This is a genomic window from Streptomyces sp. NPDC030143 (assembly GCF_055573695.1).
In genome coordinates this window covers 463,632-476,081 of sequence record NZ_JBVIAY010000003.1, presented here as the reverse complement: position 1 = coordinate 476,081, position 12,450 = coordinate 463,632, and the positions used below count along the sequence as shown (strand labels likewise).

The 12,450-nt window shown below is 71.9% G+C and carries 9 protein-coding genes and 1 pseudogene; 9 read left to right on the top strand and 1 reads right to left on the bottom strand.

From position 1 onward, the window contains the following. Positions 1–50: 50 nt before the first annotated feature. Both speB and ACZ4YY_RS08220 read left to right on the top strand, forming a co-directional pair. Entirely contained in the window at positions 51–1,019 is a 969-nt protein-coding gene (speB, locus tag ACZ4YY_RS08225; protein WP_468285185.1) for an agmatinase, read from the top strand. Then, a complete protein-coding gene (locus ACZ4YY_RS08220; RefSeq protein WP_468285181.1) occupies positions 1,016–2,701 on the top strand; it encodes a thiamine pyrophosphate-binding protein in 1,686 nt (561 codons plus the stop codon). Before speB ends, ACZ4YY_RS08220 begins: the two co-directional genes overlap by 4 nt. A gap of 150 nt (positions 2,702–2,851) precedes the next feature. Here the strand turns inward: ACZ4YY_RS08220 and ACZ4YY_RS08215 are convergent, their stop codons facing one another. After that, a complete protein-coding gene (locus ACZ4YY_RS08215) occupies positions 2,852–3,655 on the bottom strand; it encodes an endonuclease I family protein (RefSeq protein WP_468285178.1) in 804 nt (267 codons plus the stop codon). Between the two features lie 270 nt (positions 3,656–3,925). Between ACZ4YY_RS08215 and ACZ4YY_RS08210 the strand changes: the two genes are divergently transcribed. From ACZ4YY_RS08210 to ACZ4YY_RS08180, 7 genes and pseudogenes are all read left to right on the top strand, one after another. Further along, entirely contained in the window at positions 3,926–4,135 is a 210-nt protein-coding gene (locus ACZ4YY_RS08210; RefSeq protein ID WP_468285175.1) for a hypothetical protein, read from the top strand. A gap of 3 nt (positions 4,136–4,138) precedes the next feature. Beyond that, positions 4,139–4,285 (top strand): annotated as a pseudogene (locus tag ACZ4YY_RS08205) (IS110 family transposase); the annotation flags it as partial. Between the two features lie 272 nt (positions 4,286–4,557). After that, the gene (locus tag ACZ4YY_RS08200) at positions 4,558–5,415 is read left to right on the top strand and encodes a serine hydrolase (RefSeq protein ID WP_468285172.1); all 858 of its coding nucleotides are present in this window, start codon (positions 4,558–4,560) and stop codon (positions 5,413–5,415) included. Between the two features lie 53 nt (positions 5,416–5,468). Beyond that, complete coding sequence (locus tag ACZ4YY_RS08195) at positions 5,469–6,524, top strand: esterase-like activity of phytase family protein (RefSeq protein ID WP_468285169.1); 1,056 nt, start codon at positions 5,469–5,471, stop codon at positions 6,522–6,524. An 89-nt stretch (positions 6,525–6,613) separates the two neighbouring features. Then, the gene (locus tag ACZ4YY_RS08190; protein ID WP_468285166.1) at positions 6,614–10,333 is read left to right on the top strand and encodes an ABC transporter ATP-binding protein; all 3,720 of its coding nucleotides are present in this window, start codon (positions 6,614–6,616) and stop codon (positions 10,331–10,333) included. Positions 10,334–10,447: 114 nt separating this feature from the next. Continuing rightward, positions 10,448–10,810 (top strand): hypothetical protein, encoded by a 363-nt coding sequence (locus ACZ4YY_RS08185; protein ID WP_468285162.1) that lies wholly within the window; start codon positions 10,448–10,450, stop codon positions 10,808–10,810. A gap of 93 nt (positions 10,811–10,903) precedes the next feature. Then, the gene (locus tag ACZ4YY_RS08180; protein ID WP_468285159.1) at positions 10,904–12,316 is read left to right on the top strand and encodes a S28 family serine protease; all 1,413 of its coding nucleotides are present in this window, start codon (positions 10,904–10,906) and stop codon (positions 12,314–12,316) included. The last annotated feature ends 134 nt before the right edge of the window (positions 12,317–12,450 follow it).

Sequence of the window (12,450 nt, the reverse complement as noted above, 5' to 3'; positions counted from 1 at the left end):
AGCGCACGGCGGTACGCCGGCGAGGAAGCGAAGGAAAGAAGGCAGACCCCATGAGCAGCAACGACACGCCCCGCGGCCCGGTCGACTCCTCGCGGATCCCCCGGTACGCCGGCCCCGCGACCTTCGCCCGGCTGCCCCGCCTCGACGAGGTCGGCCGCGCCGACGTCGCCGTGGTGGGCGTGCCGTTCGACTCGGGCGTCTCCTACCGCCCCGGCGCCCGCTTCGGCGGCAACGCCATCCGCGAGGCGTCCCGGCTGCTGCGCCCCTACAACCCGGCGCAGGACGCCTCCCCCTTCGCGCTCGCCCAGGTCGCCGACGGCGGCGACATCGCCGTGAACCCCTTCGACATCAACGAGGCCGTGGAGACGGTCGAGGCGGCCGCCGACGAACTCCTCGGCACGGGCGCCCGTCTGATGACCCTCGGCGGCGACCACACCATCGCCCTGCCGCTGCTGCGCTCGGTCGCGAAGAAGCACGGCCCGGTCGCCCTGCTCCACTTCGACGCCCACCTCGACACCTGGGACACCTACTTCGGCGCGGAGTTCACCCACGGCACGCCGTTCCGCCGGGCGGTGGAGGAGGGCATCCTCGACACCGAGGCGCTCTCCCACGTCGGTACGCGCGGCCCCCTGTACGGCAAGCAGGACCTCACCGACGACGAGAAGATGGGCTTCGGCATCGTCACCTCGGCCGACATCTACCGCCGCGGCGCCGACGAGGTCGCCGACCAGCTCCGCCAGCGCATCGGCGACCGCCCGCTGTACATCTCCATCGACATCGACTGCCTGGACCCGGCGCACGCGCCCGGCACCGGCACCCCGGAGGCGGGCGGCATGACCTCCCGCGAACTGCTGGAGATCCTGCGCGGCCTCGCCTCCTGCAACCTGGTCTCGGCGGACGTCGTCGAGGTGGCCCCCGCGTACGATCACGCGGAGATCACGTCGGTGGCCGCGTCCCACACGGCGTACGAACTGACCACGATCATGTCCCGTCAGATTGCGGAGGCCCGCGCGCAGTGACCCACGACCACGACCTGGTGCTCCGCCCGACGCCGGCCCAGACGGAGGCCGCGCTGAACCCTCCCCCCGGCCGCATCGGCGCGGACCTGGTCGTGGAGACCCTGGCCGGGCTCGGCGCGACCACCGTCTTCGGCCTGCCCGGTCAGCACGCCCTCGGCCTGTTCGACGCGCTGCACCGCTCCGACCTGCGGTACGTCGGCCTGCGGGTGGAGAACAACGCCGGCTTCGCGGCCGACGCCTACGGCCGGATCACCGGCGAGGCGGCCCCCCTGCTGCTGTCGACCGGTCCGGGCGCGCTGACCTCGCTGGCCGCGCTCCAGGAGGCGGCGGCGGCCAGCGCGCCGGTACTGGCGATCGCCGGCCAGGTCCCCACCGCCGGACTGGGCGGCGGCCGCCGCGGCTACCTGCACGAACTGCCGGACCAGGCGGCCTCCTTCCGGGGCGTGGTCAAGTCCGTCCACACCGTCCGCACCCCGTCGCAGATCCCCTCCGCCCTCGCACAGGCCTGGAAGTCGGCGCTGACCGCACCGCACGGCCCGGTGTGGGTGGAGATCCCGCAGGACGTGCTCATGACGCGGACGGCGATCCCGGTGGTGACGGCCCCGGACGCCACCCCGGAGGACCTGCCGCCGCGCCCCGAACTCACCGCCGTCGCGGCCGACCTGCTGTCCCGGGCCGCCCGGCCGGCGATCATCGCGGGCGGGGGCGTGGTCCGGGCGGACGCGTCGAAGAAGCTGCGGCAGCTCGCCGAGCGGCTCCGGGCCCCGGTGGTGACGACCTTCGGCGGCAAGGGCGCGTTCCCCTGGACGCACCCCCTGTCCCTCCAGTCCTGGCTGGAGGACCGGCACACCACCGACTTCTTGGAGGACGCCGACGTCCTGCTGGTGGTGGGGTCGGGCCTCGGCGAGCTGTCGTCCAACTACCACACGTTCAGGCCCCGGGGCCGGGTGATCCAGATCGAGGCCGACCTCGGCAAGCTGGAGTCCAACCACCCGGCCCTCGGCATCCACGCGGACGCGCGGCTCGCGCTCCAGGCGCTGCTGGAGACGGTGGGGGAGCGGGAGGACGAGACGGCCCCGCAGCGGGTCCGCGACCTGCTCGCCCGGGTCTCCGGACGCATCGCCGCCCAGGAACTCACCCTGGAACAACAGGTGCTGGCCTCGGTCCGCCGGGCCCTGCCCGCCACCTCCCCGTCCTTCTGGGACATGACGATCCTGTCCTACTGGGCGTGGTCGGCGTTCGACGCCATGGCCCCCAACACCATGCACTCCGCCCAGGGTTCCGGCGGCCTCGGCTACGGCTTCCCGGCCGCGCTGGGCGCGGCGGTCGCCGACCCGACCCGCCCGGTGCTGGCGGTCTCCGGCGACGGCGGAGCGCTGTACTCCGTCGCCGAACTCGCCACGGCCCGGCAGTACGACCTGAACGTCACCTGGCTCATCGTCGACGACGGCGGCTACGGCATCCTGCGCGAGTACATGACCGACGCCTTCGGCCGGGCCGCGGCGACGGAGCTGACCCGCCCGGACTTCGCGGCGCTCGCGGAGTCCTTCGGTGTCCCCGGGGTGCGGACGACCCCGGAGCATCTGGAGGCGGACCTGGCGAAGGCGCTGGCGGAGCCGGGACCGTCGGTGGTCGTCCTCCCGGCGGTGCTGCGGATGTTCGCCCCCACGCACCTGGGGTGAGGGGGCCGGCCCCGTGGTGGGCCCGGCCCCGTGGTGGGTCCGGCCCTGTGGGAAGTCTGGCCCCGTGGTGGGGGGCCGGGACCACCGGGACGAGCGCCGTCCACCGGACGGGTCCGGCCCCGTGAGGGGCCGGGACGGGACGCGCGCCGTCTACCAGATCGCCTCGACCCACTCCGGGTGGTCGACGAACGGGTTGCGGTTGTGCTGGTAGGTGTCGTAGATGACCTGGTTGCGGCGCTCCTCGAAGGCGTCCGGCGGGTCCTCGTCGTTCCAGGCCTTCAGCACGGAGAGGCGGCCGTGGTACGGGACGCTGCTGTTGGTGACGAGGTCGTTGGGCTCCAGGTTCGGCCAGCCGTCGCCGCCTTCGTAGCGGACGGCCATGTAGAGGATCATGCGGGCCACGTCGCCCTTGACGGCGTCGCGCGGCTCGAAGGAGTTGGAGTCGGTCAGGCTGCCGCCGGAGTTGGTGAAGCTGCTGCCGCCGTTGTCGAAGTCCTTGTTGCCGCGGATGGAGTTGACCGTCACGTCCTCGGGCCGGATGTGGTGCAGATCGGTGCCGGGACCGGCCGAGGTGCCGAAGTCTCCGTGCGACTGCGCCCACACGTGCTCACGGTTCCAGTTGCCGCTGTTGCCGCCGTTGAGCGACTTGCTGCGGGAGATGCCGGAGTACAGCAGCTTCACGTTGCCGCTGTTGTTCGGGTCCTGGTCGGTGACCTTCAGCGCCTCCCAGAGGGCCGAGTACGACAGCTTCGTCTGGGGGGTGATGATCGTGTGCAGGGCCGACTTCAGGCTGGTGCCCGTCTTGCCGACCGCGTTCTTGTAGTACGTCGAGTCGTAGGCCGTCGTGGTCGCCGCGGCGGGGGTCGCGGTGAGGGCGGGGGCGGTGAGGCCCACCATGACGGCGGCGGTGGCAAGGGCCACCGACTTCCATCGTCGGATGCGTGTCGCCAGCATGTGGGGTGTCCGATCTACGCGGGTGGACGGGAGGCGGCAATCGGGAGAGTGACATGGACATGCGACCTTGTAAATGAATCCGACATGTCGATCGGATGACGGGAACCGGCAAGTCGGGCGTTGTCTACGCGAGTTGACCCCCGGGGGCGGAGAAGCGGCCCCCGACCGGTGGGGCCGGGGGCCGCCGAGAGGGCGTCTCGCAGGGGTCAGTCGACGCCGGAGGGGTCCAGGCGGTAGACCGTCGACCGGCCGGTCTGCACGGAGGGGTCGGTGCCGGAGGCCGAGGTCGAGGTCGAGGACGAGGTCGAGGACGAGGTCGTGGTCCTGGTCGAGGTCGATGAGGTGGTGCTGTGGTCGCTCTCCTTCACCGCCGTCCCGTGCTTCTGCATCCACGCGGTCACCTCGGCGCTGACGGTGGAGCCACCGCCGGGGCCGCCGCCGGGGCCGCCCCCCACGCCCCCGCCGCCGATCTGGAGGTAGTGCAGCTCGCCGTACTACGACCGATGCCGGGCCCGCGGGAAGACCCACGCCCAAACCCTTCTCCGCCTGGCCCGCCAGTGGATCAACGTGCTGTTCGCGATGCTCCGCGACGGCACCTTCTACGAACCCGGAACCCCACGCCTCGCTTGACGAAAGACATAGAGGCACTCCCCGCACCCGCGGACGTGATCCTGGCGGGCTCGACGAGGCCGACGGCGACGGCATCCTCGTACTGGAGGCCTGCGCAGTGCACAACGGCGGTTCGACCTGGGCGAGTTGGGTCGCCCGACGGGGGAGATCCTCTGAGGCGAGGCGGTACCGGGTCCGTCCCCTGAAGAGTCCGATCGGGGCGCGTTCGTTTCTCCGTGACGAACCTGACGACTCGTACAACCTTTCACCCGAACTCGTGTGTCAACACGGACATGAATCACGGGATATCCAGACGGGCCAGACTTCTCGCGGCCGGCCTCACCGCCGGTGTCCTCGCCACCGGTGTGGCCGCCGCCGCCCCCGCCTCGGCCGCACCGCCGGCCGTCACGTGCACCTCGGCGAAGGCGGGGCTGGCCGCCAAGCTCAGGACGGACATCACGGCCGCGCTCGCCGGCCGCAAGGGCACCGTCGCCGTCGGCCTCTACGACCGCACCACCAAGACGACCTGCACCCTGCGCGCCTCCACCGCCTTCGACTCGGCCAGCGTCGTCAAGGTCACCGTGCTCGCCGCGCTGCTGTGGGACGCGAAGAAGCACAACCGCTACCTGACGGCCACGGAGAACTCGCTCGCCAAGGCCATGATCACCAAGTCCGACAACGCGGCGACCAGCAGCCTGTGGCGGCAGCTCGGCCTGACGAAGATCAAGGGTTTCCTCGCCGCCGCGAAGATGACGCAGACCAAGCCAGGGGCGAACGGCTACTGGGGTCTGACCCAGATCACGGTGACCGACGAGCAGAAGCTGCTCCAGCTCATCACCGCCAGGAACACCGTCCTCAGCGACAGTGCCCGCGCCTACATCCGCACCCTGATGAACCAGGTGGTGGCCTCGCAGCGCTGGGGCACGCCCTACGGCAAGCCCGCCAACGCGAACCTGCACGTCAAGAACGGCTGGCTACAGCGCGCCACGAACGGCTGGCGGGTGCACAGCGTCGGCACGTTCGACGGCAACCGCCACGACTACATGATCACCGTGCTGACCCACGGCAACAGCACCATGAACTACGGCATCACGACCATCCAGGGCGTGGCGAAGGTCATCCACCGGGACCTGGTGGCCGCCGGCGGCTGATTCTTGAACTCGTGTCCCACCCCGCTTCACCCGCGCGTCCTACGGTGACGGTCATGCGCCTGCGATCCGTACTCGCCACCGTCACCGCCTGCCTGGCGGCGGCCACCTGTCTGGCCGCCGCCGGGCCCGTGAACGCCCGGGAGAACCGGGACTGTTCACCGACCGTCAGCCTCGCCGGCTTCTCCGACGCCCTCGACAAGACGACCTACGACGGCACCTTCGTCGGCAACCTCTCCGCGCTCGCCGTGGACCGCCCCCACGCCCGGCATCGCTCGACCGGGGAACCCCCCACCGGGTCGCTCGCCACCCTCTCCGACCGCTCCGCGCTCTTCGGCCTGGACGCCCGGACCCTGAAGCCGACGGCCGCCGTGACCCTCGCCGACGAGAGCGGCGCCGCCCTCGACGCCGAGGGCCTCGCCGTCGACCGCGACGGCACCCGCCTGGTCACCTCGGAGACCGAGCCGTCCGTGCGCCGCTACTCCCGCACCGGCGCGATCCTCGAGCGGCTGCCAGTCCCGGACCCCCTGCGGGTCGCCCCCGCCGGGCGGGCCGTGTCCAACGGCACCTTCGAGGGCCTGACCCTGCTGCCCGGCGGCCGCACCCTGCTGGCGTCCATGGAGTACGCCCTCGCCGGCGACACCCCGGGCACCGTCCGCTTCCAGACCTGGCGGCGCGCGGGCGGCGGCCCCTTCCGGCTCGGCGCCCAGTACGCCTACCGTGCCGACGCCGGTCTGGGCGTCCCCGAGGTGCAGGCGATCCCCGACGGCCGTCTCCTCGTCCTGGAACGCGGCTTCACCGCGGGCGTCGGCAACACGGTCCGCCTCTACCTGGCCGACCCGCGCCGCGCGACGGACACCTCCGGCGTCGAGAACCTGACCGGCCAGGACGGCGTGCGTCCGATCGGCAAGACGCTGCTGACGGACCTCGTGACCTGCCCGTCACAGGGAGCGACGGCGAAGCAGCCGCAGCCCAACCCGCTCCTGGACAACATCGAGGGCATGGTGGTCACCGGGCGCTCCCAGGGCCGTCTGCGGGTGCTCCTGGTCAGCGACGACAACCAGAACGCGGTCCAGACGACCCGCTTCTACGACCTCCGGGTGCGTGTGTGACCCGCCCGCGCCCGGTGACGGAGGGATGAAATCCGCCCCGATCCCTGTTGGTGCCTTCTGGCAGATCAGGACCGACGGAAGGCACCGGCGTGGGACCGCAACGGGGATGGGCACGGAGACTGGCGAGCTACGCGTGGCGCCACCCGGCGGACGTCGTCCTCGCCCTCGGCTCCTCCCTGGCCGGGATGGCCGTCATGGCCGTCGTCCCACTGATCACCAAGGTGATCATCGACGACGTGATCGGCGGCCACAGCCGGGCCATGGCCCCCTGGGCGGGCGCCCTCATCGGCGCGGCCGTCCTCGTCTACGTCCTCACCTACATCCGCCGCTACTACGGCGGCCGGCTCGCCCTCGACGTCCAGCACGACCTGCGGACCGAGATGTACGGCACGATCACCCGGCTCGACGGCCGCCGCCAGGACGAGCTGTCCACCGGCCAGGTCGTCGGCCGCGCCACCAGCGACCTCCAGCTCATCCAGGGCCTGCTCTTCATGCTCCCGATGACCATCGGGAACGTCCTGCTGTTCCTGATCTCCCTGGGCGTCATGGCCTGGCTGTCCCCGCCGCTCACCCTGGTCGCGCTGGCCGTCGCACCGGCCCTGTGGTGGATCGCCAGGCGCAGCCGGACCAAGCTGCACCCGGCGACCTGGTACGCGCAGGCCCAGGCGGCGGCCGTCGCCGGCGTGGTCGACGGCGCCGTCAGCGGCGTCCGCGTGGTGAAGGGCTTCGGACAGGAGGACCAGGAGACCGGGAAGCTGCGGGAGGTCGGCCGGCGGCTCTACGCGGGGCGGCTGCGCACCATCCGGCTGAACTCCCGGTACACCCCGGCCCTCCAGGCCGTGCCCGCCCTCGGACAGGTGGCGATGCTCGCCATCGGCGGCTGGCTCGCCGTCGGCGGCCACATCACCCTCGGCACCTTCGTCGCCTTCTCCACCTACCTCGCCCAGCTCGTCGGCCCGGTCCGGATGCTCGCCATGGTCCTCACCGTCGGCCAGCAGGCCCGCGCGGGCACCGAACGCGTCCTGGAGCTGATCGACACCGAGCCGACCATGAAGGACGGCACCAAGGAGCTCCCCGCCGACGCCCCCGCGACCGTCGAGTTCGACGACGTCTCCTTCGGCTACGACGACGACCGCCCCGTCCTGCGGGGCCTGTCCTTCGAGATCCGGCCCGGCGAGACGCTTGCCGTCGTCGGCTCCTCCGGCAGCGGGAAGTCCACGGTCTCCCTGCTGCTGCCGCGCTTCTACGACGTGACCCGGGGCGCCGTCCTCATCGGCGGCCACGACGTCCGCGAGCTCACCCTGGACTCCCTGCGGTCCGCGATCGGATTGGTCCCGGAGGACTCCTTCCTCTTCTCCGACACCGTCCGCGCCAACATCGCCTACGGCAACCCGGACGCCACCGACGAGGAGATCGAGGCCGCCGCCCGCGCCGCCCAGGCCCACCGCTTCGTCGCCGAACTGCCCGACGGCTACGCCACCAAGGTCGGCGAGCACGGCCTGACCCTCTCCGGCGGCCAGCGCCAGCGCATCGCGCTCGCCCGCGCCCTGCTCACCGACCCCCGCCTGCTCGTCCTCGACGACGCCACCTCCGCCGTCGACGCCCGCGTGGAGCACGAGATCCACGAAGCCCTCACCCACGTCATGGAGGGCCGCACGACCCTCCTGATCGCCCACCGCCGCTCCACCCTCAACCTCGCCGACCGCATCGCCGTCCTCGACGACGGCCGCCTCGCCGACCTCGGCACCCACGAGGAGCTCCAGGAACGGTCCGCGCTGTACCGGCGCCTGCTCACCGACCCCGACGAGCTGGGCGGCGTCTCACCCGGCCACGCCCGGCCCGCCGCACCCCGCGAGGACACCTCCGTCCGCGAGGAGCTGGACGCCGAGTTCGACGCCGAGCGCGGCGTGACCCCCCGGCTGTGGACCGGTGACCGCGAGCCCAAGGACACCGCCCTCGCCGGCACACCGGCCACCCCCGAACTCCTCGCCCAGGTCGAGGCGCTTCCTCCCGCCACCGACACCCCCGACGTCGACGAGGCCCGCGCGGTCACCGCCGAGGAGTCCTACGGACTGCGCCGCCTGCTGCGCGGCTTCGGCCTGCCCCTCCTCGTCAGCCTCGGCCTCGTCGCCGTCGACGCGGGCATGGGCCTGCTGCTGCCGGTGATGATCCGGCACGGCATCGACGACGGCGTCACCCGGACGGCGCTCGGCGCGGTGTGGGCGGCCTCGCTCCTCGCGCTGCTGGCCGTGCTCGTGCAGTGGGCCGCGCAGACCGGCGAGACGCGGATGACCGGCCGCACCGGCGAACGCGTCCTGTACTCCCTGCGCCTGAAGATCTTCGCGCAGCTCCAGCGCCTCGGCCTCGACTACTACGAACGCGAGCTGACCGGCCGGATCATGACGAGGATGACCACGGACGTCGACGCCCTGTCGACGTTCCTGCAGACGGGCCTGGTCACGGCGTTCGTGTCGGTCGTCACCTTCTTCGGCATCATGGCCGCCCTGCTGGTGATCGACGTGCAGCTCGCCCTCGTCGTCTTCGCCACCCTGCCCCCGCTGATCATCGCCACGTTCTTCTTCCGCCGGGCGAGCGTGAAGGCGTACGAACTCGCCCGCGAGCGGGTGTCGACGGTCAACGCCGACCTCCAGGAGTCGGTGGCCGGGCTGCGGATCGTGCAGGCCTTCCGCCGTGAGCGCGACGGCGGGGCGCGGTTCGCCGAGCGCAGCGACAGCTACCGGCTGGCGCGCATCCGCGGCCAGTGGCTGATCTCGGTGTACTTCCCCTTCGTCCAGTTCCTGTCGTCGGTCGCCGCGGCGGCCGTGCTGATCGCCGGCGCGGGCCGCATCGACGACGCGACGCTGACCACCGGCGCACTGGTGGCCTACCTGCTCTACATCGACCTGTTCTTCGCGCCGGTCCAGCAGCTCTCCCAGGTCTTCGACGGCTACCAGCAGGCCGCGGTCTCCCTCGGGCGCATCCAGGAACTGCTGCGGGAGCCGACGTCCACGCGGTCCGCCGACGAACCCCTCCAGGTGCTCTCCCTGCGCGGCGAGATCGCCTTCGAGGACGTCCACTTCGCGTACGCGGACGACGAGGAGGCCCTGACCGGCATCGACCTGCGCATTCCCGCAGGTCAGACCGTGGCGTTCGTCGGCGAGACCGGCGCCGGCAAGTCGACCCTGGTCAAGCTGGTGGCCCGGTTCTACGACCCCACCTCGGGCCGGGTCCTGGCCGACGGCACGGACCTGCGCTCCCTGGACCTCACGTCGTACCGCCACCGGCTCGGGGTCGTCCCCCAGGAGGCGTACCTGTTCCCGGGCACCGTCCGAGACGCCATCGCCTACGGCCGCCCCGACGCCACCGACGCCGAGGTGGAGGCGGCGGCGCGGGCGGTGGGCGCCCACGAGATGATCGCCACCCTCGACGGCGGCTACCTCCACGAGGTCGCCGAGCGCGGCCGCAACCTCTCGGCCGGCCAGCGCCAGCTGATCGCCCTGGCGCGCGCCGAACTCGTCGACCCGGACGTCCTGCTCCTCGACGAGGCGACCGCCGCTCTCGACCTGGCCACCGAGGCCCAGGTCAACCAGGCCACCGACCGCCTCGCGGGCCGCCGCACCACCCTGGTGGTCGCACACCGGCTGACGACCGCGGCCCGCGCGGACCGCGTGGTCGTGATGGACCACGGCCGGGTCGCGGAGGACGGCACCCACGAGGAACTCCTGGCCCGCGACGGACACTACGCCCGGCTGTGGCGCACGTTCGTCGGGGAGGCCGAGCCGGAGGAGCCGGTCGGCGCGTCCCGGTGACGCCCGCGCAACCAACCGACACACCCCCTGCGTCCGTACATCAGTACGGGACGTCGTACGGCACATGCGGGAGGGACCGTGGGCAGGGGCGAGCGAGGTGGCATACACCGGCGGGTGGCGGGCGGACTGGCCGTGCTGACGGCGGCCGGGGTGCTCGCCGTCGCGGTGCCGGGCAGCGCCCAGGCCGCGCCCTCGACGTGCGCGGGACGCAAGGTGCGGACGCTGTCGTTCTCCGCCGGCCACGTGCAGGTCTACCGCAACAGCGGCAACGTCTGCGCGATCACCTTCCAGAAGAGCCCCGGCACCGAACGGCCGATCACGGTCAGTGTGCAGGCGCGCGGCCACGTCGCCGTCACCCGCACGCGGAACCACAGCCGCAGCTCCGTCCCGGTGACCGTCCGCGCCGGTCACCGCTGGGTGCTGATACGGGGCTGGGTGGGGCGATCCTCGGTCAGTTCGGGCTGGATCCGCTGCTGATCCGGGCCGCGTGACGCAAGTCCCTCTGGTGTGACGGGTGTTGCTCCGATAGCTTCCGGCGCACATCTGTCTCACAGGGAAGGGTGCACGCGCATGCGCAACGCGCTCAGATGGCTGCTGGCGTTCACCGTGCTCATAGGCACGCTGAGCACGGCGGGAGCCGCGACCGCGGCCGAGCCGGAGGCCACGGACATCAAAGACCGGCTGCTTTCCGTACCGGGCATGAGCCTGGTCCAGGAGAAGCCGTACCCCGGCTACCGCTTCTTCGTCCTGAACTACACGCAGCCGGTCGACCACCGGCACCCGGCCAAGGGCACGTTCCAGCAGCGGATCACCGTGCTGCACAAGGACGTCAGCCGCCCGACGGTCTTCTACACCGGCGGCTACAGCGTCTCCACCAACCCCGGCCGCCGCGAGCCCACGCAGATCGTCGACGGCAACCAGGTCTCCATGGAGTACCGCTTCTTCACGCCGTCCCGCCCCGACCCGGCCGACTGGTCCAAGCTGGACATCTGGCAGGCGGCCAGTGACCAGCACCGCATCTTCGAGGCCCTGAAGACGATCTACCCGAAGAACTGGATCTCCACGGGCGGCTCCAAGGGCGGCATGACGGCCACCTACTACGAGCGCTTCTACCCCAGGGACATGGACGGCGTCGTCGCGTACGTCGCCCCCAACGACGTCGTCAACCACGAGGACTCGGCCTACGACCGCTTCTTCGCCACCGTCGGCACCAAGGAGTGCCGCGACCGTCTGAACGCCGTGCAGCGCGAGGCGCTGGTGCGCCGGGAACCGCTGGAGAAGAAGTACGCCGAGTACGCGGCGGCCGAGGGCCTCACCTTCGCCACCATCGGCGGCCTGGACCGCGCCTACGAGGCCGTCGTCCTCGACTACGTCTGGGGCTTCTGGCAGTACAGCCTGCTCTCCGACTGCGACTCGATCCCGGCGAACGCGGCGGCCGCGACCGACGACGAGATCTGGACCTCGATCGACACGATCTCGGGCTTCTCGTTCTACGCGGACCAGGGCCTGTCGCCGTACACGCCGTACTACTACCAGGCGGGCACCCAACTGGGCGCGCCCACCATCCACTTCCCGCACATCGAGAAGAAGTACATCCGCTACGGCTACCAGCCGCCGCGCAACTTCGTCCCGCGCGACATCTCGATGCGGTTCCAGCCGTGGGCGATGCGCGACATCGACACCTGGGTCCGGCACAACGCCCGCCACATGCTGTTCGTCTACGGCCAGAACGACCCGTGGGGCGCCGAGCCCTTCCGCCTCGGCCAGGGCGCGAAGGACAGCTATGTCTTCACCGCCCCCGGCCTGAACCACGGAGCGAACGTCGCCGGACTCGTCGCCGACGAGAAGGCGCTGGCCACGGCCCGCATCCTGGAGTGGGCGGGCGTCTCGGCGTCGGCCGTCTCCCGGGCCAGGCCGCTGGCGAAGTTCGACGCCCGGCTGGACGTGCGCGACGTGGAGCGCGAGCCGACGCTGCGCCCGTGACCGCGTGACCGCGTGACCGCGTGACCGCGTGACCGCGTGACCGCGTGACCGCCCCGCGGGACGCCGCGCACCCGTGCGGCGTCCCGCCCCGCCGCCGCCCCGATTCCCGGTTGTCCGCCGTTCCGGCGCGGCAC

Coding starts and splice junctions, on each gene's coding strand:
- speB (WP_468285185.1), top strand. CDS start 51: ATGAGCAGCAACGACACGCCCCGCGGCCCGGTCGACTCCTCGCGGATC.
- ACZ4YY_RS08215 (WP_468285178.1), bottom strand. CDS start 3,655: ATGCTGGCGACACGCATCCGACGATGGAAGTCGGTGGCCCTTGCCACC.
- ACZ4YY_RS08200 (WP_468285172.1), top strand. CDS start 4,558: ATGAATCACGGGATATCCAGACGGGCCAGACTTCTCGCGGCCGGCCTC.
- ACZ4YY_RS08195 (WP_468285169.1), top strand. CDS start 5,469: ATGCGCCTGCGATCCGTACTCGCCACCGTCACCGCCTGCCTGGCGGCG.
- ACZ4YY_RS08180 (WP_468285159.1), top strand. CDS start 10,904: ATGCGCAACGCGCTCAGATGGCTGCTGGCGTTCACCGTGCTCATAGGC.